A 21,692-nucleotide genomic window follows, 5' to 3' on the forward strand; every position below is an offset into this window, starting at 1 on the left:
TCGACAGCCTTTTTTTATTTCTTAATTTCTTCTTTAATGATTTGAATTTTCTCTTTTCCTTTTTCAAGAGCTTTTTCTGATTTAGTTTTCAATGAATCAACCATTTTATCCGTTTTGAATTGAACAGAATCTAATTTTTTCTCTGCTTCTGTTTTTAGAGAATCTGATTTTTCTTTCACATCCGTTTTTACGGCATCAATGGCTTGATTAATTTTATCCTCTGTTGTCTCTTTACAAGAAATAGAAAACATTCCCAATGCGATTATTCCAAAAAATATTTTTTTCATTTTTATCAAAATTATAGTTCACCAAAAAGCATCAAAAAAAGTGCCAGAATTTCACAATTTGAGTTTAAATTATTTTTTTAAATTTAAAAAAATATATTAGTTTTGTGTAATCTTGTGTAATGTTGTGTAATCTTTATTATGGAAAACTATTTAACTGTTAGTCAAGCTGCAAAATTATTAGGTGTAAGTTCTGAAACGCTAAGAAGATGGGATAAATCAGGAAAATTCGAAAGTGTTAGACATCCTATTAATAACTATAGAGTTTATCCTGAAAACAACATAATATCTCTAGTTGAAGAGTTTCAGCTTGAAATACCTTATGAAAGTAAAACTTATTTTTTAAACAGATTAGATAAACCATATTTTGAAACAGAATTAGGAAAATTATATAAATATGATGCAATAAAATTCTTGAGGTCATTACCAAATGAATCTGTAGACTTAATTTTTGCAGATCCTCCGTATAACATCAGAAAAGCTGAGTGGGATACTTTTTCTTCTCAACGAGAGTATATTGATTGGAGTATGTTATGGATTAAAGAAGCAAATAGAGTTCTTAAAAAAACTGGCTCATTGTATATCTGTGGTTTTTCCGAAATTCTAGCTGATTTAAAGTGGTCTGCATCTCCTCTGTTTGCAGGTTGCAAATGGTTGGTTTGGTTTTACAGAAATAAAGGGAATTTGGGCAATGATTGGGGTCGTTCGCATGAAAGTATTTTGCATTTTAGAAAAAGTAAAAATTTTACTTTTAATATTGATGAAGTTAGAATTCCTTATAACGAACATACACTTAAATATCCTAACAGAAGTCAGGCTGAGAGTTCTCATTTTTCAAATGGAAAAAAGAGTCACTATGATTGGACTCCAAATCCTTTAGGAGCCAAACCTAAAGATGTAATTGAAATTCCAACTATTTCAAATGGATCTTGGGAGAAAACTATACATTCTACTCAAAAACCTGTTGAATTATTAAGAAAAATTATTTTATCTTCTTCAAATGTTGGTGATTTAGTACTTGATCCATTTGGAGGCTCCGGTACAACATTTGCTGTTGCAGAAACATATGGAAGGAATTGGGTTGGGACTGAATTAGAAGAAGAATATTGTGAAGTTATTAAAAATAGATTAAATGATAAAGAGCATTTAAAAAGAATTTTGAATGCTATTGATGAGGTAAAATCTAAACAAAGGAGAGAAAAATTAAGAAATAAGTAATCTCCATATATCATTTGTTAATAATTCTGAAAAAGATTTCATGTGTTTATTATATGGTTCTTTGTTAACATTTGGAGGTGGGTCTAAGTAATATATTCCCTCTAATTCTGTCAAAAACTTTGAATATACCATGAATAAACCAGATACAAGTGTATAGCTAATATTATCACTTTCTTTTCTTTGAACATCATTTAGAAATATTCCAATTACTTTTTGTTCATGTTCAACAAATCTTTCTAATAAAATTTTATCAATGAACATTTTACCCATTCTGTCTTTTGAAGTTGTTTTTATTGAAACAATAATCTCATTTTTATCTAATTGTGAAGAACTTGATTTTACTTTATTGTATGGTGATAAAATCAAGTCATTTTCGCATTTATATACCTTTTGACCCTCCTCTGTTTCATATGGTATTTGAAGGACAGCTTTTTTATTAGAAATTTTTAATTCAGTAAATACTTCTTTTATCAGTTCTTCAAATCTATTTCCAACGTGTTTTCTTGAACTATTTTGATTTGCTAACAAGTCAAAACCACAACCAATTGATTGTTGAATTGTATATAATACAGAATCAATTAAATGTTTTTCTGATCTATCATATTTTGAAGTTTTTACTTTAAGTTTTTCAAAAAGAAAAATAAATTCATCAAATTTAGTTTTAAAAGCTGTTGAATCATAGATGAATAAATCTTGATTAATTGGCCTCAAATATTTTGTAGAACCAGCAATTTGAGAAGAATGTAATTTATAATTATTTTTGGTTTTAGATTCAGATATTACATTAGGTAAATATTCTAAAACTCTAACAGTTATATCTCTAAAATCAATTAGAGAACATTTTTTTAATTGTAAATCTTTATCTAATGGTAAAGTCATAAAAATGAATTATATATAATTTAAGCCGAAACCGTTTCTACTTCTTTATTGATTTTATTTACCAATCCAACCAATACTTTTCCTGGGCCAACTTCGGTAAAACTTGTTGCTCCGTCAGCAATCATTTGTTGAACAGATTGTGTCCATTTTACAGGTGCAGTTAATTGAATGATTAAGTTCTTTTTAATTTCTTCCGGATTGGAAACTGCATTTGCTGTTACATTTTGATAAACCGGACACACAGGTGTGGAAAAATGGGTCATTTCAATGGCGGCAGCTAATTCTTCTCTCGCAGGTTCCATCATTGGTGAATGAAATGCTCCACCAACAGGCAAAATCAACGCCCGTTTGGCTCCTGCTTCTTTCATTTTTTCACAAGCTAATTCAACCGCTTTGTATTCGCCGGAAATCACTAACTGTCCGGGGCAATTGTAATTGGCAGCTACCACAACACCATCTATTGAAGCACAAATGTCTTCCACTATTTTGTCGTCTAAATTCAAAACCGCTGCCATGGTAGATGGTGTAATTTCACAGGCTTTTTGCATCGCCAATGCTCGTTTGGAAACCAATTGCAATCCGTCTTCAAATGACAAAGCACCATTAGCAACCAATGCTGAAAACTCGCCCAACGAATGTCCCGCCACCATATCCGGTTTAAAATCGGTTAGTGTTTTTGCCAGAATAACTGAGTGTAAGAAAACAGCAGGTTGTGTTACCTTGGTTTCTTTCAACTCCTCAGCAGTTCCTTCAAACATAATGTCTGTAATTCGGAAACCAAGAATTTCATTGGCTTTTTCAAACAATTCTTTGGCTAAAGCCGAATTTTCATATAAATCTTTACCCATTCCGGTAAATTGTGCTCCTTGTCCGGGGAAAACGTATGCTTTCATTCTATTTATTTTAGGTTGTGTTTATATTAATTCTAACAAAACTAATAATTTTAAAACACATTATCTTACTAAATTTTATAAGTTTAATTGTAACTTTAAAACTATTTTTCGACTAATCAATCAAAAAAATATAATGATGAAAAAATTTGTACAAGTTTTGTTTTTACTATTTCTTGGATTTTTGTTATTTTATTTAAATCTACCGGTAGTTTCTTATGGTTTTTACGGTATTGGTGTAATTGTTTTAGTATTGGCTTTATTTTATTTTTTCATTTCTTTAGGTTTTGGAATTGATAGTACGGGTAAGAAAGTGATGATAAAATCAAGACCAAGTAAATTTTTATTATTTTTTATTGGAATTATTTTAGTTTACCTTTCAGTTATTCCAATTATTACAACGGCTACAATTTTTCATGCTTCCAAATATCAAAAGATGATTGGAAAGGTTGAGAGTGGGGATAAAATTTCTGAGCATATTGCTCCAATATCAATGGATAAAATTCGTGTAGTTGACCAAAAATTAGCCTATTTACTGGGAGAGAAAATTATTGGTTCTCAGCCTGCCTTGGGAAGTCAAGTTGAATTAGGAACATTTTCCATACAAAAAGTAAACGATGAATTATATTGGATAGCACCCTTATTGCATTCCGGTTTTTTCAAATGGTTTAACAATAAAGAAGGAACTCCCGGTTATGTTATGGTTTCTGCCACAAATGAACGAGATGTAAAACTAGTTCAAACGATAAACGGAAAACCTTTAAAAATTAAATACCAATCGAATGCCTATTTTTCAAGCGAAATTCACAGACATATTTATTTTAATGGTTATGCTACAACCGGTTTAGCCGATTTTACATTTGAAGTTGATGAACAAGGAAATCCTTTTTGGGTTATTGCTACCTATGACAAAAAAATTGGTTTTTCCGGTGAAAACACAAATGGAATTTTGGTTGTTGATGCACAAACGGGTGAAATCGAACACTATTCAATTGCCGATTCTCCGGTTTGGGTAGATAGAATTCAACCTGCTGAGTTTGTTGAAAACCAATTGAACGATTGGGGTGAATTGGTTAATGGTTATTGGAATTTCTCAAATACTGATAAATTACAAATTACGGAGGGTCTGACATTAGTTTACGGACATAATAATAAATCGTATTGGTACACAGGTCTGACCTCAGTTGGTAGCGATGAAAGTGCAGTAGGTTTTGTTTTGGTTGATACAAGAACCAAAGAAACGACATTCTATAAACAAAGTGGGGCAACTGAATTTGCTGCTCAAAGTTCTGCTGAGGGTAAAGTTCAAGAAAAAGGATACAAAGCATCTTTACCTATTCCGTATAATATCAATGGAATACCAACGTATGTAATGACATTAAAAGATGATGGTGGCTTAGTAAAAATGTACGCCATGGTTGCCATCAACGATTATACAATTGTTGGTGTTGGAAATTCAATGCGTGAAACGTTAACTTCCTTTAAAAGTGTTTATAACATGGCAGGTAATAAAATAAACCCATCGAATGTAGCTGCCAAAAAATCAATATCCTCTGTAATTAGTCGTATACAAAGTGATGTTAGAAACGGAAATAGTTTCTATTATTTTACAGTAAAAGATTATCCAAATATTTTTGTGGGATCATCACAAATTTCAAATGAAATCCCTGTTAGTATTGTAGGGGATAGCATAAAAGTCTCGTTTGATATTGATAATGAGCAAGTAATCGATGTTACTAGTTTTGATAATCTGAATTTAAAGCTTAAAGAGTAGTAAAAATCCCAACAGAACTCAAGTTTATGTTGGGATTTTTTTAAAAAACTAATTTCAAACTTTATTCCATAGGAATATCCATCAACAAAATTTCTGCATCCGAAGTAGACGTAATTTCTAGATTTTCAGTATTCCAAACACCTAATGCATCTCTTGTTTCCAGAAGTTGACCATTAATTGTCACACTTCCTGAAATCACAAAAGCATAAACACCATTTCCTTCTCTTTTTACAGTGTAATTTTCAGTCAATCCTTTTTCAAATTTACCTAAATGAAACCACGCATCTTGGTGAATCCAAACGCCTGCATCCTCTGGATTGGGTGATAAGATTTGTTGCAATTTGTTTTCTCTGTCGTTTACGTTCAAGGTAATTTGTTGGTAACGAGGTTCCACATTTTGCTTGTTTGGAAATAACCAAATTTGCAACAATTTTGTTCTTCGATCCGCATTTGGATTGAACTCACTGTGGCGAATTCCGGTTCCGGCACTCATTACTTGAACATCGCCAAATTTAATGGTTTCGGCGTTGCCCATGCTGTCTTTGTGAGCCAAATCACCTTCCAACGGAATGGTTATGATTTCCATGTTATCGTGGGGGTGCATTCCAAAACCCATTCCGGGAGCAACGGTGTCATCATTCAACACTCTTAATACTCCAAATTGAACTTTATCGGGATTGTACCAATTGGCAAAACTAAAACTGTGATAAGCATTCAACCATCCATGGTCGGCATGACCTCTTTCGTTGGCTTTGTGTAAAACTGCATTTTTCATAACTAAAAAGATTTTGTGTTATTGATGATACAAATTTACAACCAAAAGTAAGGTTTGGCACTTAATGTAGGTTAAGAAAGTTGTCAGTTTACTGTAAACTGCGACTGCCTACTTTTTAACCATCCGGCTTTTCATTTTACTAAAAAATTCCGGCGTAACGCCAATATAGGAAGCAATTTGTTTTTGAGGCACACGTTGAATGAGTGAAGGATACCGTTTGCAAAATTTATCAAATCGATCTTCGGCTGATAAACTTAAATTATCCATCAATCGTTCTTGATGAGCCACCAATGAATTTTCGGTTAAAATTCTAAAGAAGCGTTCTAATTTTGGAATGTCAAAATACAGTTGTTCTTGATTTTCTTTGGATAGTAGAACAACTTCGGCATCTTCCATTACTTCAATGAAGAGATTGCCTGGTTTTTGAGAAAGTAAACTGTACATGTCGCCAATCCACCAACCTTCGCAGGCAAAATGCAGAACATGTTCTACGATATTATCATTGACGTTGAAACTTCGCAATAGACCCGAATTGACAAAATAGGAATGTTTGCAGATTTCTCCGGCATTGTGCAAAATTATTTTGGCTTTGTACTGTTGTGTTTCGATTTTAGACAAAAACAATTCTTTTTCCGCTTCAGAAAGGGAAACAATTTTGGCTATGTTATCTAAAATCAATGTCATTATGCATTTACTTTTACCAATTTTGCTGCTGCTTTTGCTCGTTCAATAATTTCTTCGATTGGTGTGTCTAACGAATCATTTACCAAGGCAACGCCCATTCTTCTGTACGGTCGTGAAGTTGGTTTTCCAAAAATTCTGAAATCGGTTTTGGGTAAAGCTGCAATTTGTTCAATTCCTGAATAGGTGGGATGGTTTGAGTTTTCAGCAGCTAAAATAACGGCACTTGCTCCGGATTTTTCTAAGGTAATTTCGGCTATCGGCAAACTTAAAACAGCTCGTAAATGCAATTCAAACTCATTAAAATTCTGTGTTCCGGCTAAGGTTACCATTCCGGTGTCGTGAGGTCTTGGTGATAATTCAGAGAAATAAACGCCTTCATTGGTTAGGAAAAATTCTACTCCAAATAATCCGGCTCCACCTAAGGCTTCGGTTACTTTGCGAGCCATTTCCTGAGCTTCCAAAATGTCTTTTTCTGAAACATTTGCCGGTTGCCAACTTTCTTGATAATCTCCACGCTCTTGTCGGTGACCAATCGGAGCACAAAAAAAAGTGGGTAAATTGTTGTTTTGAGTGACGGTTAATAAGGTAATTTCTGAATGAAAAGTAACAAAAGCTTCTACTATAACTTCCACCACATCGCCACGAGAACCTTCTACGGCGTAGTTCCAAGCTTTGACAATATCTTCATTTGATTTGATGGTTGATTGTCCTTTTCCGGAGGAACTCATTAAAGGTTTCACGACGCAAGGAATTCTAACTTCTGAAACTGCTTTTTGCAATTCTTCAGCTGAAGTTGCGTAGCGATAATTGGCTGTTCGTAATCCTAATTCTTTTGCCGCCAAGTCGCGAATGGCTTTTCGGTTCATGGTGAAATTTGCCGCTTTTGCAGAGGGAACAACGGTTATACCTTGCTTTTCATAATCATAAAAACGTTCGGTTCTTATGGCTTCAATTTCAGGAACAATGAAATCGGGTTGGTGTTTAGCTACAATTCGGTCGAGTTCTGCACCATCTAACATATTGATGACTTCAAAACCGTGAGCCACTTGCATGGCGGGAGCATTTTCATAACTATCCACTGCAATTACCGTTTGGCCAATTCGTTGTGCGGCGATGACAAATTCTTTTCCGAGTTCTCCGGAACCGAGTAGGAGGATTTTTGTTTTCATATTCTAATTGAGTAGGGTTTGCGTGAGGGATTGAAGTGGAAAGCCCGCAGCACAAAGGTTGAGTTTTTGCGGGTTGTGCCGGCGACCAAAGAAGCCGAGCACAACCCGACAAAAACCAACCTTTGGGCGAGGACTTGCAACGAAAAGCCCGTTCGCCTTTTCGGCGAACACGCCAAAGTTATAAAAAAAGCCCCAAGTTTCCTTGAGGCTTTTGTATTATGCTAAAACTTCTTTGATTCTTCGCATGGCTTCCACCAATAATTCTTCGCTGGTTGCATAAGAAAAGCGAATGCAATCCGGATTTCCAAAGGCATCTCCGGTAACCGTGGCTACATTGGCTTCAGCTAACAAATACATCGAGAAATCGGTTGCGTCTTTGATGAATGTGCCGCGTAACGTTTTTCCGAAGAAAGACGATACATCCGGAAATACATAAAAAGCACCTTCGGGAACATTTATTTTTAGTCCTGGTATTTCTTTGATTAAACCTACGACTAAATCTCTTCTTTTGTGAAACGCTTCTACCATGTAATTCAACACCTTTGGGTCGGCATCCACAGCAGCTATCGTAGCTCGTTGAGCAATGGAATTGGCTCCTGAAGTCACTTGACCTTGCATTTTGGTACATGCTTTTGCGATAAATTCGGGTGCTCCGATGTAACCAATTCTCCATCCTGTCATCGCGAATGCTTTTGCAACACCGTTCACCGTGATGGTTCTTTCAAACATACCCGGAATAGAAGCGATACTGCAAAAAGTGCCTGAGAAATTGATGTGTTCGTAGATTTCATCGGCAACTACGTAAATGTTTGGGTATTTTTCCAATACTTTGGCAATGGCTGTAAATTCTTCACGACTATAAACCGATCCGCTTGGGTTACAAGGCGAACTGTACCAAATCATTTTTGTTTTTGGTGTAATAGCTTTTTCTAATTGTTCGGCTGTGATTTTGAAATCACTTTCTACTGAAGTTGGAACTTCAACAGGAATTCCACCAGACATTTTGATGATTTCGTAATAACTTACCCAATAAGGTGCAGGTAAAATGACTTCATCACCCTCATTCAACATACATTGAGCAATGTTGTAAAGGGATTGTTTTGCCCCGGTAGAAACAACAATGTTTGCCGGTTTGTAATCGAGATTGTTATCTCTTTTGAATTTTCGGCAAATGGCTTCTTTTAATTCGACATATCCATCAACCGGTGAATAAGTACTGTAATTTTCGTCGATTGCTTTTTTTGCCGCTTCTTTAATAAAGTCGGGCGTATTAAAATCAGGTTCGCCTAAACTTAAACTGATGATGTCTTTTCCTTGGGCTTTTAACTCTCTGGCCAATGCTGCCATTGCCAAAGTTTGAGAGGTAGATAAATTGTTAATTCTATCCGATAACGAATTCATTATAGTTGTGTTTTGTGTGTTTAAATTTAAAATGTAACCTATGCCATTTGTGGTTCTTGACCTAGCTCTTTCAAATGTTTGAAGTGAGCAATAACGGCAGCTCTCATGGTTTTGAATTCATGATAGGGGAGGTTACATTCTTTGGCAGTTTCTCTCACAATTTCAGCAATTTTACCATAATGAATATGGCTGATATGAGGAAAAATGTGGTGTTCGATTTGGTGATTTAAGCCACCGGTGTACCAGTTTACAATCCAATTTTTTGGAGCAAAGTTAGCGGTGGTAAATAATTGGTGAATTGCCCAAGTGTTTTCAATTTCGCCATTTTCATCCGGAACAGGATTGGTAGTTTCTTCCACCACGTGAGCCAATTGGAAAACGATGCTTAAAATTAAACCGGCTGTATAATGCATAACTGCAAAACCTAATAATACTTTCCACCAGGTGATACCTAAAACCATAGGAATAACTAACCAAATGGAAAAGTAGATTACTTTGGTAATGATTAAGGTTGTCCATAAAATTTTAGGGCTTTTCGGCTCTCCATACGATAACTTACGTTTTAAATAGGCTCTCATTTGTTTAAAATCGGTTGTAATAGCCCAATTGAAAGTTAATAGACCATATAAAAATACAGAATAATAATGTTGAAATTTATGGAAGTATTTCCATTCCGCTTGTTTTGAGAAACGGATGATTCTTCCGGCATCTAAATCTTCATCATGACCTACAATGTTGGTGTACGTGTGGTGAAGTACATTGTGTTGCACTTGCCAATTATAAACATTTCCGGCGAGAATGTAGATGCTTCCGCCCATGATTTTATTTAACCAAGGTTTGTTAGAATACGAGCCGTGATTGCCATCGTGCATCACGTTCATTCCAACGCCTGCCATGCCCACGCCAATTACGACGTTAAGTAATAGATACGTCCAAAATGGCATGTCCATTGCCAAAAGGAAGAAGTATGGAGTTAAGAAAATTGTAAACATCACAATGGTTTTCAAGTGAAGTTTCCAGTTTCCGGTTTTTTGAAGGTTATTTTCTTTGAAGTAATTGTTTACTCGACTATTTAATGTTCTAAAGAATTTTAGATTGTCTTGTTTAGAAAAAGTTGGAATTGTGGTATTCATGTATTTAAAAATTTTTTCAAAGGTAACTATTAATATAAATCATAACGATGAACAAACAATAAAATTTCAACACTAAAATGTTTACTTTTGTTAAAAATAGCACAATATGGAAGAAATTTTGAAGTATTTTCCTAATTTATCTGAAAATCAAATAGTTCAGTTTCAAAAATTAGGTCCATTATACCATGATTGGAATTCAAAAATCAATGTAATTTCTCGAAAAGATATTGATGAATTGTATGTGAAACACGTTTTACATTCATTAGGAATTGCCAAAGTGATGGAATTTCAACCCAAATCTACGGTTTTGGATGTGGGAACCGGAGGAGGTTTTCCCGGAATTCCGTTAGCGATTTTATTTCCGGAAACGCGATTTTATTTGATTGATGTAATTGCCAAAAAAATAAAAGTGGTTAATGAAGTGGCTACTGCTTTAGGTCTGAAAAATGTAAAAGCCGAACAATTACGTGCCGAAAACGTGAAAAGTGATTTTGATTTTATCGTGAGTCGAGCAGTCACAAATATGCCTGATTTTGTATCTTGGATAAAAGACAAAATCAAAAAACAGAATAATCACGGACTTAAAAACGGAATTTTATATTTAAAAGGAGGCGATTTAACGGAAGAATTAAAAGATTTTCCAAAAGCTACTCTTTACAACTTATCCGATTATTTTTCAGAAGAATTTTTTGAGACGAAAAAAGTGGTCCATTTGCCGTTGAAGTTTAAAATATAAAACCACGAAAACACAAATTTATTCGTGTATTCGTGGTTAATAAATTATAAGAAGTGAAATTAATTCTTAATCAACTTCCTTACAAAACTTTTCTCAGCAGATTCAATTTTAATCAAATAAAATCCATTCGATAAATTGACATTCAATTGATGATTTCCTTCGATAGAAATGTTATTTTGTGTGAAAACTTTTTTACCTGAAGCATCAACAATCGAAATGTTTGCGTTGGAAATCATGTTAGAACTGTATATTTCAATCGTATTTTTAATTGGGTTTTTAATGACAATATTTTCAGTTAAAATAGGTTGTTCTACTGAAAGCGGTTCGTTTAGAATTTCCTCCAAAGCAAATTCAACATTTCCTTCTGACAAGGTTACATGGCCTTCGTTTTCAGTTGGCACATAAGTTGCTGCAAAAGGTGTAATCGAAGTGTCGTCTACGGTTGCATACCAGTTTGGATTGGTAATGGCTAATGAACTCAAGGCAGGAATGAAACAAAAACGATCAATGGCTAAATTTCCTAAAAAATCATCTAAGGTTGGGTTTCCGCTTCCGCCTTCCGCAAAATCAGCAACATTAAAAAGTCCTCCCGGAGCAGAATCTAATCCTGACGAAGTTGCCGGTGAAGCGGCATTCGCTTGGCTTGTTAGAACTGTAATCCAAATTATTATATTTTGCTGAGCTCTAAATCGGCTTACCAATTGATTGGATACCCCGGCAGGCGGCGTAAAGCGAATATCGAATCGGGCTCTTTGGGTTGCAGAAGCATTCACAATGTAATCGTTCAAAACAAACATTCCGGGCGTGCCTGTCATCATTCCGGTTCCGCTTCCGTTGCTAATGGCAACATTTCTAGTTTCTGTTGGGAAACCCATTGCATTTAATTCATCTTGAAAGGCAGTTCTAAAATTCGGAGCTCCTGTTGGCAATTGAATGGCGTTGTCAAACTCAGTTGGACTTCCGGTTTGTAAGTGGCCGGTGTAATGATCAAGTAACATTTGTTTGGCTGCCGGACTTGAAATAACACTATTAACAATTTCTTGTAGCGTTACATCGCCTAAAGGACCATTTGCCATATAGTTAAAAAGATGTTGAAATCCAATTGGAACATTAGCTCCTAAATGCGGTGAATCAAACGAAATGTATAAACGAGTATCGTGTTCTAAATCGTTTTGTTCCATGTAACGCAAAGCATAACGAGATATAAGTCCGCCCATACTCGGTCCGATCACAACATTTTTTTCTGTTCCTACTTTTTGAGCATTTATTTGGTTGATGAGTTCTACTAAAATCATCGCATTTCGTTGGATAAAGTCGGCTCCACCATCAATTACAATTCCGTCTGCGGGAGAATACTGCGGAAAATTCAGCACCACAATATCAAATCCTTCATTCCGAACAATGTCGCCTAAATTTTGATTGGTATCGCCATAATTCAAAAGAGAATAAATCAATGTAGTGTTTCTTGTGTCACCCGGATCAAATCCGTCCACTAAAAAAATGGGTTTGTCTAAAACTTGGTCAACATTGTCTAAATAGATTTCGTATTCACCTTGACCAAGATAGGGAGCATTTTCACCAAAACCTTGATAAGGAATCGAGGCAGTTATGGTTTCGGCTAAGATTTCATTACCATTGCGATTGGCAAGATTCGAACCACCTTGAATCTCAAATGTAGATTTAATAATTGTACTTTGTCCGTCTGAGAATTCAATTTTAAAAGAGATAGATTTTTTGCCTGAAGTTGCAAAATCAACAGAAATAGGTTGATTTACAGAAACCGTTAACCAAAAATCATTTTCAGTAAAACTGATGTATATGCCCTGAATAGTTTTGGATGTAGTGTTGAAAATATTTTTATCTTTTAAAATAAATTCAACCGTTTTATTTTTTGATTTGGAAACCAACGGAGCCATCAATGTAATTTCATGTTTTTGGAAAGCATCAGCAGACGAATTATTTAATACAAATTGATTGTTGTTTTTTGAAATGATATTACTTTCTAAAGCTTCTGTTTTGATGGTTTCCACTTCGGAAATTAAAATAGAAAGTGGAATTTGTTTTGTAAAAAAAGCATCATCGGCTTCTTTTTTCAAAACTTCGTAATTGGGCAAACGTTGTAAAAAATCAGCCCGTTGAATTTCATGATAAACTTGTCTGAAATACATGGCCGAAATTTCATCTTTTTTGGTTTGGGTAATTTTAGAAATATCAAACACTTGATTATATAAAATCTTTGTTTGTGTGTGTTCTTTTAATAACTCATATTCTCCTTTTTGAGCAAAAGAAAATAAAATAGAAAATAAAGCGATGAAAGTAATTTTTGTTTTCATTAGCAAAGGATTAGTGTTTGATGTTTAGTGATTTAATGCTATAAATATAAAAAAAAGTCCGAAGATTTAACATTCGGACTTTATAAATTTTTAAAATATTCTAAAATTATCCCAAAAATGGGTATCTGTAATTTTCAGGTGTTACAAACGTTTCTTTGATAGTTCTTGGTGAAACCCAACGTAGTAAATTTTGTGCAGAACCTGCTTTGTCGTTGGTTCCTGAAGCTCTTGCACCACCAAACGGCTGCATTCCTACTACGGCTCCGGTTGGTTTGTCGTTGATGTAAAAGTTTCCGGCACAATTTTCTAATGCTTGTGTGGCTTCAGTGATAGCATAACGATCTTGACTGAATACCGCTCCGGTTAAGGCATATTCTGATGTTTCATCAATCAACGTTAATGTTTCTTTCCAATTTGCATCCTCATAAACATAAATGGTTAAAACCGGTCCGAATAATTCGGTTTCCATCGTGGCATATTTTGGGTTGGAAGTCAAAATAACTGTAGGTTCAATGAAATAACCAACTGATTTATCATAATTTCCACCAATGATTACTTCCGCATCACTATCTTTTTTAGCTTGATCGATAAATTTGGCTAATTTATCAAATGAACCTTCGTGAATCACTGCAGTAAAGAAATTTGAAAAATCTTCTGGTGAACCCATTTTGATGGTCGCCATTTCTGATTTTAATTCGGCTTCAACGGCTGGCCATAAACTTTTAGGAATATATGCTCTAGATGCAGCCGAACATTTTTGTCCTTGAAATTCAAATGCTCCACGAATTAATCCGGTTGCAACTTGTTTTACATTGGCACTTGGATGAGCGACTACGAAATCTTTTCCGCCTGTTTCGCCCACGATTCTTGGATAGGTTTTGTATTTATGAATGTTGGTTCCAATTTTTTTCCAGATTTCTTTGAACACAAATGTTGAACCGGTGTAATGAATTCCGGCAAAATCGGGATGGTCAAAAATAGTATCTGAAATCATTACCGGATCACCAAAAACGACGTTGATGACACCATCCGGTAAACCTGCTTCTTTGAATACATCAATGATGATTTTGGCTGAAAACACTTGACTGTCGCTAGGTTTCCAAACGACAACGTTGCCCATCATTGCGGCACTGGCAGGAAGATTGGCAGCAATAGCAGTAAAGTTAAAAGGAGTGATGGCATACACAAATCCTTCTAATGGTCTATATTCAACACGATTCCAAACAGAAGAATCAGAAGTAGGTTGGTCGTTGTAAATTTGTGTCATGAATTCGACATTGTATCGCAAAAAGTCAATTAATTCGCACGAAGCATCAATTTCGGCTTGGTGAATGGTTTTGGATTGAGCAATCATGGTAGCGGCATTGATTTTGGCTCGATAAGGTCCCGCAATCAATTCGGCTGCTTTTAAGAAAATGGCAGCACGCTGTTCCCAGGGCATTGCAGCCCAAGCTTTTTTTGATTCCAATGCGTTGGCAATGGCTTTTTCTATATGCGTTTTTTCGGCTAAGTGATAAGTTCCCACGATGTGTTTATGATCGTGTGGGGCTGTCATATTGCGGGTATTTTTGGTACGAATTTCTTCGCTTCCGATATATAAAGGAACATCAATTTGGCTGTTCCACATTTCTTTGTAAGCAGCTAAAACGGCAGCTTTTTCCGGACTGTTGGGAGCGTATGATTTTACGGGTTCGTTGATGGCTTTGGGTACGTGAAAAAATCCTTTTAACATAAGTGTGTTGTTTGATTATTAGACATTTTATCAATCATTGAATTCGTTGAATGCGAATTTGATAATTGCACACAAAAGTACAAAGGTTTTTTTGAATTTTTGGTAATAGTTGTTACATTTTGGATGTTAGCACGGGTTTTAGCCCCGGTAGTAGCGAAAAGCCTTTTGCAGGATTGGGGCAGTTTTTCTTGTTAAAAAAAAAGCGACTGCAAGAAGCTCTTTTTTTAACTTTAGAAAAACGCCTCAAGACAAAAAAGCTTGTAGCGAATAACGGGAATAGCTTCTGGAAATTAATTTAAAGCAAAAGGGGCTCCTAGTTTGAAGGTTGGAACAATCACTCTAAAATTGCGTGTTGTAGTGAAATTAATCATATTAAAATGCCCTTTCATAGCTCCAAAAGGTGATGATAATAAACAACCGGAGCTGTAAGTGTGACTTTCGCCGGGTTTTAAAACGGGTTTTTTGCCGATAACACCCTCACCGTCTATGATTTCTTTGTGGTTGAGTGAATCAAAAATTTCCCAATGACGCGACATCAATTGAACAGAATCTTTGCTGTGGTTTTCGATGGTAATGTGGTAACTAAAGGCAAAATGAAGCTTGTAGTTTTTGAAGTAGGTACCTTCAAAACTAGTAGTAACCGAAATTTTTATGCCTCTTGTGATTTGTGAAACCATACTTTTAATAAAACAAAAACCCTATTAATAAAACCAAAAGTGCTACAAATGAAGCAGTTGTTGGTAATAGAAAGTTCAAAATTACAAATTTTAAAATTGTTTTCCACCTACTTTGTTGATAAAAGTTTCTTAATGCTTTGTAAAAATAAATTGGATAGACAATTAGGTAAAGCCATCCTATTTCAAAACCGGAAATTAAATAAACAAACTCTTCTAGAAGAAGGGTTAAAAAGATAAAACTCATAAAGCTAAAAACAAAAACCATGTGTTCAGCATAGGTTAATTTTTTTCGGTAATACAGTAATGCAAAAACAATGGTTAAGAAAGGCAGTGAAACAAATAGAATAAATGGATATTTATCTTCCATGTACTCTCCGAATTTTTTTACACCACTAGAATCTTCATTATCATCACCATTGAGCTTTTTAAACTGATATGTTTTTTTTAACAGAAAACGATTCCATTTGGTGTTTTCATGTTTCAATGTGTCAAATATTTTGGACGGATAGGTTGTTTTTGAGCTATCAAAAAAATGAGCGTATGTTTCTACTTTTCTTTTTGTTCTTTTAAGAAAACCATATTTTTCTAATTGCTTTTCAGAATATAAAATGGTTTTCTTGGGATGTTTTTTTTCGTCTTCCTTTTTGGCAGAATCGATTTGAGTTGCAATGTTTTCTATCTCATTAGGTGATTCCTCCTCTTTTTTTTGCTTGTCGTCATTTTTTTTATATGTTTCTTTCCCATTTTTAGCGACATAAGATTGATTTAAATCTTCAATGGTTTCTGTGCTATATTTGCTTACTAAACCACTAAAAATAAAATAGATTAACGATACACTCAAATAAAAACGAAACGGATTGGCATACGTTTGACGTTTACCATCTATAAATTCTTTTGCGGCTTTTCCGGGCTTAGTAAAAAGTTTTATTATAGTGTTTTTAACTTTAGAATCATACGCATAAAAATTTGCCAAAAATTCATCCACAAAGTCTTTCAGACTAAGTCTTTTGGTGGTGTTTTTTTGTCCGCAATTGGGGCAAAATTTATCTGAAATGTCTAACGGATGATTGCAGTTTAGGCATTTTAATCCGCGATAATTTTTAACTTCTTTAGTAGATTCAGACATGTTTTTATTTAATGATATCCACAGAACTTGCCATTCCTTTTCCAATTACACGGTCAAAACGGTCGTTGTTGGCACGATAATACACTACACAAAAATAATTATTTTCAGTTTGAAAAAAGTTGCCGTCTAATGCGTTTTCGAAATCTACTCGACCATTTGAATCGGCTAATGTGTATTCGTAATTAGTAATACCTTGTTTGATAATCATAGCTTTTTCATAAACACCTTTTTCTTTATTGTAATCCATTTTATATTCTGGACTTAACGTGTAATTGTTAAACATTCCGGTTACATAAATATCTTTTTTACCATAATAGGTTGGGGCACTTAAAGTGAAAAATACCCAAGAATAATCCGCTTCCACATTCACATTTTCTCTGGTACCAACATTATTAATTAAAAAATTACCGTTGTAATCAGGAAAATAGGTATATTCCAAATTACCTCGACTTGAATTTGGCATCAAATACGTGTTGTAAATCCCCTTTAATTCTATGAAACGAACGTTGTTCACCGCGTTTCGAATGTCTTTGTTTTCAAAAAACAGAAATTCATTTCCTGCCCAAAATTGGGTTTCTTTATCGTATTTATAAATTAAATCATTGCCCAAAGTAAACATCGGTTTAACATTGGTAATTGCGGTATTCCAGATGCCATTTTTTAACAACATAATCTTGATGTTCTGGATAGGGTTTTGAAGCAACATATTGTTCGGTAAAATAGAAAATTCTAAATTATGTTTCTGATTCAAAACACGAACATCGCGAGCATTTTTCACTTGCATTGGCACGGAAACTAAGTCTTCATACAATATAAATTTTCTAGAAAAAACTAATTCTTGATTGTTGTTAAAAATTTTGAGCATGTAATTCCCACTCACTTTAAAGCCCTTCGTGAATTGATTTGGAAATGCTATTCGGTAGTGTGAATAAAGTTGCAACGTATTGAACGAATTTTCATAATCTATAATCCGTTGGTTATCTAATCCAACTAAATATTCATTGAGATTTAATTGCGATTTAGTCCAATTGTAATCACAATGCGTAATGGTGTAATAGTAATTTGCTTCGTCACCATATAAATCATCAAAAACAAATTGAAAAGAATCTCCCAACCGAAAAATTGGAATGGCATTAATGTTGTTTTGAATAAATGTGGCGGTTTTAATATTATAAGGAGGAGCAATTTCCTGTTCGGCTTGAGCCAAAGAAAAACTGCCAATCAAACAAATGACAAGTAAAAAAAGGTTTCTCATGAGAAAATTTTTAATCAAAAGGTAAATATACTATTTAATTTGAATTCATAAAAGATGCCATATAATTTTGTAATAGAATATTTTTGTTTTTTGTGACAAATAGCCAGGGCTTTCTCATCATTTCACTTACCCGCATGTTTTCTTTTTTCGTTTTATTTTTCTGATGAAGACCAAAACAAATAGCTACAAGCTCCAATGGATGTTAAAAAATGATTTCAAAAAAGAGTAGTTTTTCTTTAGAAAACAACATGTTATTTAGAATTAATATAAATAAATAAAAATCGATTAGACATTTGTTAATCATGTACTTCTTTTGTTATTTAATTTTTAAATTTGCACCGTTTAAAATTATGTAAACTATTTACTAATCATATCTTCACACAATATGTCCAAAGACATTCGAATCAAGAAAGGATTAGATTTGAAACTTGTTGGCGAAGCACAAGCAAATGTGTCTTCCGTAGCACGTTCTCAGATTTATTCCATAAAACCTTCTGACTTTCATAAAGTTACGCCTAAATTGGTGGTTAAAGAAGGAGCCGAAGTTAAAGCAGGAGAGGTGGTTTTTTATTCTAAAAACGACGAAGCTGTTAAGTTTGTTTCTCCTGTTAGTGGAAAAATTATCGAAATCATTAGAGGCGAAAAAAGGGTTATTCTTGAAATCAGAATTCAAGCTGATGCACAAGATACTTTTATTGAGCATGGCAAGAAAGATCCAAAAGGAATGTCGGATGAGCAAGTTAAAGCTCATCTATTGGCTTCAGGTTGTTGGCCTTTTATCAAACAGCGTCCTTATGATGTAGTTGCCAATTCAGCTGAAACGCCAAAGGCAATCTTTATCTCAGCCTACAGTTCTGCCCCTTTATCTGCGGATGTAGAAGTGGCATTGAAAGATAAAGTAGCAGCCTTTCAAACAGGAGTTGATGCTTTATCAAAACTAACAAAAGGGAAAGTACATCTTTCGGTAAACGGAAAAGTAAATTCAATTTTCAGTTCCGTATCCGGAGTAGAATTACACAAAGTTTTTGGACCACATCCGGCAGGTAATGTTGGTGTTCAAATTTCAAAAATTGATCCTATTAACGCCGGTGAGAGAGTTTGGGTGGTAGCACCTCAAGATGTTGCTATCATTGGAGAATTATTTTTAACCGGAAAATTTGAGGCGACAAAAACTATTGCTTTGTCCGGTTCAGAAGTTTCAAATCCACAGTACTACACCGTTAAAATAGGTGCTCAAATAAAAGAAATTGTTTCTGGAAAATTAGCTTCAGATAATGTTAGAATTATTTCTGGAGATGTGTTAACAGGAAATAAAGTTGCTGTTGGTGGAAATTTAAGCTATTATGCCAATACTGTAACGGTTATTCCGGAAGGAAATCAATACCGTATGTTCGGCTGGATGCCTTTTGCCGGAGCAAATAAACACAGTATGCAACGCACTGCTTTATCTTGGTTAATGCCGGGTAAAAAATATGTTGCAGATACTAATTTAAACGGTGAAGAAAGAGCATTAGTGGTAACAGGTGAAATGGAAAAAGTAATGCCAATGGATATTTATCCAATGCAACTTTTGAAAGCTTGTTTGGCGAATGATATCGAAAAAATGGAAAATTTAGGTATTTATGAAGTAGCTCCTGAGGATTTTGCCCTAGTAGACTATTCAAATACTTCTAAATTAGAAGCACAAGTTATCATCAGAGAGGCTTTAGATTTAATGATTAACGAAGTAGGATAAAAAATATAGCTATGAAGTTTTTAAGAGATAAAATAGATCAAATTAAAAAGCCTTTTGGAAAAGGTGAGAAATTTGAAAAATTCGCTCCCGCTGTCAATGCGTTAGATACGTTTTTGTATGTGCCTAACCATACTACAAAACACGGAGCACACATTAGAGATGCTGTTGATTTGAAGCGAACCATGATTACTGTGGTATTAGCATTGCTTCCGGCATTAATTTTTGGGACTTGGAATGCGGGTTACCAAAGCTTATCACAAATTCAAGATGTGGTTCCATTTATGGATGCTTTAATTCACGGAGCTTGGAAAGTAATACCAATGATTGCTGTTTCATACGGTGTAGGTTTGGGAATTGAATTTTACTTTGCTATCGTTAGAGGGCATGAAGTAAACGAAGGTTATTTAGTAACTGGTCTCTTGATACCGATGATTATGCCAATTGATTTACCTTTATGGATGTTAGCATTATCAGTAATTTTTGCAGTAATAATCGGTAAAGAAGCTTTCGGAGGAACAGGAATGAATATCTTAAATCCTGCTTTAACAGCTAGAGCATTTGCATTCTTTGCTTATCCAACCTATATGTCAGGTGACAAAGTGTGGGTTTCGGATGCAACTACCATGGATGCCATTTCCGGAGAAACTATATTAGGTAAATTAGCTGCTGGAAAAGAAGTTTATAATGATTATTCGCCAATGGAAATGTTCTTGGGTACAATTCCGGGTTCGATCTCTGAAACATCTGTACTTTGGATTTTGGTTGGAGCTGCTATCTTGGTTATAACCGGAGTTGGAAGTTGGAGAATTATTATCAGCGGATTTTTAGGAGCAGCATTTACCGCATTTTTATTCGAATTGTGGGGAGCAAATCCACTAATGAATTTTGGAATGAACCATCTTTTAGTAGGCGGATTGGCATTTGGCGTTGTATTTATGGCAACCGATCCGGTTTCTGCAGCACAAACCAATAGAGGAAAATGGATTTATGGTTTTTTAATTGGATTCTTTAGCATATTAATTAGGGTTTTCAATCCGGCTTATCCGGAGGGAGTTATGCTTGCCATTTTATTACTAAATGTTTTTGCACCAACCATTGATCATTATGTGGTGGAAGGAAATATCAAAAGGAGAAAGAATAGAGTTGCTAAACAATTAAAAACAGCTTAATCATGGATAGAAATAGTAACGGATATACGTTTTTGTTTGCTGCCATTATGGTAGTTGTCGTTGGATCTTTGCTAGCTTTTGCTGCTACTTCACTAAAAGACTTGCAAGATGAGAATATAAAGAAGGAAAAAATGCAAAACATTTTAGCTTCTGTTGGAGTAGTTGTTGAAAGAGAACAAGCTCCTAGTCAATTTACATCAGTAATTAAAGAACAATTGGCTTTAAAAATAGATGGTTCAGTAGATGAATCCTCAAAAGCCTTTGATATTGATTTAAAAAGTGAACTTTCAAAAAAAGTGGAAGACCAACGTTTTCCTCTATATGTAGCAGAACAAGATGGAAAAAAATTCTATATTGTCCCTTTAAGAGGAGCTGGTTTATGGGATGCCATTTGGGGCTATGTGGCATTGGAAGAAGATTTAAACACAATCAAAGGAACAGTGTTTGATCACAAAGGAGAAACACCTGGGTTAGGAGCAGAGATTACACAAAAATGGTTTCAAGATCGATTTGTAGGCGAAAAAATCATGAATCAATCAGGAGAAATTGTTGGTGTTGAAGTTGCAAAAGGAAATACCTCTCAAGCAAAAGATGATAACAAAGTAGATGCTATTTCTGGATCAACTATCACAGGCAATGGAGTGACTAACATGATTAAAGAGAGACTTTCAAATTATAAAAATTATTTTGCTAAACAAAAGAAGTTAGCTTTAAATAACTAG

Annotated in this window: 19 protein-coding genes; 6 read left to right on the top strand and 13 right to left on the bottom strand. The window is 34.6% G+C overall.

The genetic code is table 11. From position 1 onward, the window contains the following. Window positions 1-14: 14 nt before the first annotated feature. A complete protein-coding gene (locus ACIQ0M_RS01855) occupies window positions 15-287 on the bottom strand; it encodes a hypothetical protein (RefSeq protein ID WP_396149132.1) in 273 nt (90 codons plus the stop codon). Window positions 288-425: 138 nt separating this feature from the next. Between ACIQ0M_RS01855 and ACIQ0M_RS01860 the strand changes: the two genes are divergently transcribed. Then, window positions 426-1,502 (top strand): DNA methyltransferase, encoded by a 1,077-nt coding sequence (locus tag ACIQ0M_RS01860; RefSeq protein WP_396149134.1) that lies wholly within the window; start codon window positions 426-428, stop codon window positions 1,500-1,502. Here ACIQ0M_RS01860 and ACIQ0M_RS01865 read toward each other — a convergent pair. Beyond that, a complete protein-coding gene (locus ACIQ0M_RS01865; protein WP_035656073.1) occupies window positions 1,488-2,381 on the bottom strand; it encodes a hypothetical protein in 894 nt (297 codons plus the stop codon). The two genes, ACIQ0M_RS01860 and ACIQ0M_RS01865, sit on opposite strands and share 15 nt — an antisense overlap. A gap of 20 nt (window positions 2,382-2,401) precedes the next feature. After that, entirely contained in the window at window positions 2,402-3,274 is an 873-nt protein-coding gene (gene fabD, locus ACIQ0M_RS01870; protein WP_396149136.1) for an ACP S-malonyltransferase, read from the bottom strand. A gap of 136 nt (window positions 3,275-3,410) precedes the next feature. On the opposite strand from fabD, the gene ACIQ0M_RS01875 reads away from it, so the two are divergent. Continuing rightward, the gene (locus tag ACIQ0M_RS01875; RefSeq protein WP_396149138.1) at window positions 3,411-5,045 is read left to right on the top strand and encodes a hypothetical protein; all 1,635 of its coding nucleotides are present in this window, start codon (window positions 3,411-3,413) and stop codon (window positions 5,043-5,045) included. 61 nt (window positions 5,046-5,106) lie between these two features. Here the strand turns inward: ACIQ0M_RS01875 and ACIQ0M_RS01880 are convergent, their stop codons facing one another. The 5 genes from ACIQ0M_RS01880 to ACIQ0M_RS01900 all read right to left on the bottom strand — a co-directional run bounded on the left by ACIQ0M_RS01880 (window position 5,107) and on the right by ACIQ0M_RS01900 (window position 10,207). Beyond that, on the bottom strand, window positions 5,107-5,820 hold the full coding sequence (locus tag ACIQ0M_RS01880; protein WP_396149140.1) for a pirin family protein: 714 nt from the start codon (window positions 5,818-5,820) through the stop codon (window positions 5,107-5,109). Window positions 5,821-5,928: 108 nt separating this feature from the next. After that, complete coding sequence (locus ACIQ0M_RS01885) at window positions 5,929-6,504, bottom strand: Crp/Fnr family transcriptional regulator (RefSeq protein WP_396149142.1); 576 nt, start codon at window positions 6,502-6,504, stop codon at window positions 5,929-5,931. Next, window positions 6,504-7,673, bottom strand: a complete 1,170-nt coding sequence (gene purT / locus ACIQ0M_RS01890) for a formate-dependent phosphoribosylglycinamide formyltransferase (protein ID WP_396149144.1) — start codon at window positions 7,671-7,673, stop codon at window positions 6,504-6,506. Before purT ends, ACIQ0M_RS01885 begins: the two co-directional genes overlap by 1 nt. Before the next feature lie 216 nt (window positions 7,674-7,889). Beyond that, a complete protein-coding gene (locus ACIQ0M_RS01895) occupies window positions 7,890-9,074 on the bottom strand; it encodes a pyridoxal phosphate-dependent aminotransferase (protein WP_396149146.1) in 1,185 nt (394 codons plus the stop codon). A 38-nt stretch (window positions 9,075-9,112) separates the two neighbouring features. Continuing rightward, window positions 9,113-10,207: a fatty acid desaturase family protein gene (locus ACIQ0M_RS01900; protein ID WP_396149148.1), complete on the bottom strand. Its 1,095-nt coding sequence runs from the start codon at window positions 10,205-10,207 to the stop codon at window positions 9,113-9,115. Between the two features lie 106 nt (window positions 10,208-10,313). Between ACIQ0M_RS01900 and rsmG the strand changes: the two genes are divergently transcribed. Further along, window positions 10,314-10,943, top strand: a complete 630-nt coding sequence (gene rsmG / locus ACIQ0M_RS01905) for a 16S rRNA (guanine(527)-N(7))-methyltransferase RsmG (RefSeq protein WP_396149150.1) — start codon at window positions 10,314-10,316, stop codon at window positions 10,941-10,943. A gap of 59 nt (window positions 10,944-11,002) precedes the next feature. On the opposite strand, the gene ACIQ0M_RS01910 is transcribed toward rsmG, so the two are convergent. From ACIQ0M_RS01910 to ACIQ0M_RS01930, 5 genes are all read right to left on the bottom strand, one after another. Then, the gene (locus tag ACIQ0M_RS01910; RefSeq protein WP_396149152.1) at window positions 11,003-13,276 is read right to left on the bottom strand and encodes a T9SS type A sorting domain-containing protein; all 2,274 of its coding nucleotides are present in this window, start codon (window positions 13,274-13,276) and stop codon (window positions 11,003-11,005) included. 106 nt (window positions 13,277-13,382) lie between these two features. Next, window positions 13,383-15,008 (bottom strand): L-glutamate gamma-semialdehyde dehydrogenase, encoded by a 1,626-nt coding sequence (gene pruA / locus ACIQ0M_RS01915; protein WP_396149154.1) that lies wholly within the window; start codon window positions 15,006-15,008, stop codon window positions 13,383-13,385. Between the two features lie 290 nt (window positions 15,009-15,298). Continuing rightward, window positions 15,299-15,685, bottom strand: a complete 387-nt coding sequence (apaG, locus tag ACIQ0M_RS01920) for a Co2+/Mg2+ efflux protein ApaG (RefSeq protein ID WP_396149156.1) — start codon at window positions 15,683-15,685, stop codon at window positions 15,299-15,301. A 4-nt stretch (window positions 15,686-15,689) separates the two neighbouring features. Beyond that, window positions 15,690-16,811: a DUF3667 domain-containing protein gene (locus ACIQ0M_RS01925; protein ID WP_396149157.1), complete on the bottom strand. Its 1,122-nt coding sequence runs from the start codon at window positions 16,809-16,811 to the stop codon at window positions 15,690-15,692. Between the two features lie 4 nt (window positions 16,812-16,815). Next, window positions 16,816-18,066 (bottom strand): DUF5103 domain-containing protein, encoded by a 1,251-nt coding sequence (locus ACIQ0M_RS01930; RefSeq protein WP_396149158.1) that lies wholly within the window; start codon window positions 18,064-18,066, stop codon window positions 16,816-16,818. A 385-nt stretch (window positions 18,067-18,451) separates the two neighbouring features. Here ACIQ0M_RS01930 and ACIQ0M_RS01935 point away from each other — a divergent pair, with 385 nt between their 5' ends. Genes ACIQ0M_RS01935 through nqrC form a run of 3 tightly spaced genes read left to right on the top strand, consistent with a single transcriptional unit; the run spans window position 18,452 to window position 21,692 of the window. Beyond that, window positions 18,452-19,801: a Na(+)-translocating NADH-quinone reductase subunit A gene (locus tag ACIQ0M_RS01935; RefSeq protein WP_396149160.1), complete on the top strand. Its 1,350-nt coding sequence runs from the start codon at window positions 18,452-18,454 to the stop codon at window positions 19,799-19,801. 11 nt (window positions 19,802-19,812) lie between these two features. Next, window positions 19,813-20,970 carry an NADH:ubiquinone reductase (Na(+)-transporting) subunit B gene (locus ACIQ0M_RS01940; protein ID WP_396149162.1) on the top strand — a complete coding sequence of 386 codons (1,158 nt, stop codon included), beginning with the start codon at window positions 19,813-19,815 and terminating at the stop codon, window positions 20,968-20,970. Window positions 20,971-20,972: 2 nt separating this feature from the next. Beyond that, window positions 20,973-21,692 carry an NADH:ubiquinone reductase (Na(+)-transporting) subunit C gene (nqrC, locus tag ACIQ0M_RS01945; protein ID WP_396149164.1) on the top strand — a complete coding sequence of 240 codons (720 nt, stop codon included), beginning with the start codon at window positions 20,973-20,975 and terminating at the stop codon, window positions 21,690-21,692.

Source organism: Flavobacterium sp. (genome assembly GCF_044339515.1).
In the GTDB taxonomy this organism is placed as follows: domain Bacteria; phylum Bacteroidota; class Bacteroidia; order Flavobacteriales; family Flavobacteriaceae; genus Flavobacterium.

Bases quoted from the DNA above. Each gene is read 5' to 3' on its own strand.
- ACIQ0M_RS01935 (WP_396149160.1), top strand. From the start codon at position 18,452: ATGTCCAAAGACATTCGAATCAAGAAAGGATTAGATTTGAAACTTGTT.
- ACIQ0M_RS01940 (WP_396149162.1), top strand. From the start codon at position 19,813: ATGAAGTTTTTAAGAGATAAAATAGATCAAATTAAAAAGCCTTTTGGA.
- ACIQ0M_RS01930 (WP_396149158.1), bottom strand. From the start codon at position 18,066: ATGAGAAACCTTTTTTTACTTGTCATTTGTTTGATTGGCAGTTTTTCT.
- pruA (WP_396149154.1), bottom strand. From the start codon at position 15,008: ATGTTAAAAGGATTTTTTCACGTACCCAAAGCCATCAACGAACCCGTA.
- ACIQ0M_RS01900 (WP_396149148.1), bottom strand. From the start codon at position 10,207: ATGAATACCACAATTCCAACTTTTTCTAAACAAGACAATCTAAAATTC.
- purT (WP_396149144.1), bottom strand. From the start codon at position 7,673: ATGAAAACAAAAATCCTCCTACTCGGTTCCGGAGAACTCGGAAAAGAA.
- nqrC (WP_396149164.1), top strand. From the start codon at position 20,973: ATGGATAGAAATAGTAACGGATATACGTTTTTGTTTGCTGCCATTATG.
- ACIQ0M_RS01875 (WP_396149138.1), top strand. From the start codon at position 3,411: ATGAAAAAATTTGTACAAGTTTTGTTTTTACTATTTCTTGGATTTTTG.
- ACIQ0M_RS01865 (WP_035656073.1), bottom strand. From the start codon at position 2,381: ATGACTTTACCATTAGATAAAGATTTACAATTAAAAAAATGTTCTCTA.
- fabD (WP_396149136.1), bottom strand. From the start codon at position 3,274: ATGAAAGCATACGTTTTCCCCGGACAAGGAGCACAATTTACCGGAATG.
- ACIQ0M_RS01860 (WP_396149134.1), top strand. From the start codon at position 426: ATGGAAAACTATTTAACTGTTAGTCAAGCTGCAAAATTATTAGGTGTA.
- ACIQ0M_RS01910 (WP_396149152.1), bottom strand. From the start codon at position 13,276: ATGAAAACAAAAATTACTTTCATCGCTTTATTTTCTATTTTATTTTCT.
- apaG (WP_396149156.1), bottom strand. From the start codon at position 15,685: ATGGTTTCACAAATCACAAGAGGCATAAAAATTTCGGTTACTACTAGT.
- rsmG (WP_396149150.1), top strand. From the start codon at position 10,314: ATGGAAGAAATTTTGAAGTATTTTCCTAATTTATCTGAAAATCAAATA.
- ACIQ0M_RS01895 (WP_396149146.1), bottom strand. From the start codon at position 9,074: ATGAATTCGTTATCGGATAGAATTAACAATTTATCTACCTCTCAAACT.
- ACIQ0M_RS01925 (WP_396149157.1), bottom strand. From the start codon at position 16,811: ATGTCTGAATCTACTAAAGAAGTTAAAAATTATCGCGGATTAAAATGC.
- ACIQ0M_RS01880 (WP_396149140.1), bottom strand. From the start codon at position 5,820: ATGAAAAATGCAGTTTTACACAAAGCCAACGAAAGAGGTCATGCCGAC.
- ACIQ0M_RS01855 (WP_396149132.1), bottom strand. From the start codon at position 287: ATGAAAAAAATATTTTTTGGAATAATCGCATTGGGAATGTTTTCTATT.
- ACIQ0M_RS01885 (WP_396149142.1), bottom strand. From the start codon at position 6,504: ATGACATTGATTTTAGATAACATAGCCAAAATTGTTTCCCTTTCTGAA.